The following is a 783-nucleotide window of genomic DNA, read 5'->3' on the forward strand; positions in this document are numbered from 1 at the left end:
ATTATACATTATTTTCAGTATAGTTGAGCTTATTATTGACTAGAGTCATGCTCCACGGCCAAATTAGACTCCCTGCTCGCCGTGATGCTTCATCTCTTTCAAGTTGCCCTTAGAGGGTCAATTCGCTCTCAATTTGACTGAGTTTAATGCGGGCAAGAGCTAAGTTCCCTTTTTCTCGGTCTAAGGCTAGGTAGAAAAATAGGCCGTTTATGGTTTTAAGCATACGCATTAGATGGTACTGAGTTTCCAGGATGATTAAAATCTCTTCAATTCTGTCGGTGAACTTAAGTGACTCCGCGACTCGCATCTTAGCGCGAATCACTTCTGTGTTTCCGGCGATTGCCAGCTCCAAGTTAGCTTCAGGAAAAGCGGGGCTGTTGGTGCCCTTATATCCCAAGCACATCCCAGTTTTCCAATCCCCCAGCGCTACCCCCAGTGCTCCATCGATGCTCAGAGCTTTTACCAAACTGTCTTGGAGTTTTTGCATGACTGAGAGTATTCCCCCTTTACAAAGCTCGTCGCTCTATAGTAAGTCTTCCGTTGAGAAATTTCAACTCGAAGCTTGCTTAAAAATGTTAGGATTTGATTATTTATAGGATGAGTGAAACCAAATGCATCAGAGGAAGCTTATTGAGCTTTCTCATCTTTGACATCAGTATAAATACTGAAACTGGGATCCGGTAAGTCTTTTTCCCTTCTGCCCGCGGCGGCTCTGGACGGGCCACGGCTCAGCTAGAAATCGCAGGAGCCCCGCACTGTACCCGTAGGGTCAGTGCCGGGAGG

General features: G+C 46.1%; 1 protein-coding gene. It reads right to left on the bottom strand.

From position 1 onward, the window contains the following. Positions 1-109: 109 nt before the first annotated feature. Positions 110-487: a hypothetical protein gene (locus NW838_RS06455; RefSeq protein ID WP_414329842.1), complete on the bottom strand. Its 378-nt coding sequence runs from the start codon at positions 485-487 to the stop codon at positions 110-112. Positions 488-783 lie beyond the last annotated feature (296 nt).

This window comes from Synechococcus sp. R55.2, assembly GCF_047462075.1.
In the GTDB taxonomy this organism is placed as follows: Bacteria; Cyanobacteriota; Cyanobacteriia; order Thermostichales; family Thermostichaceae; genus Thermostichus.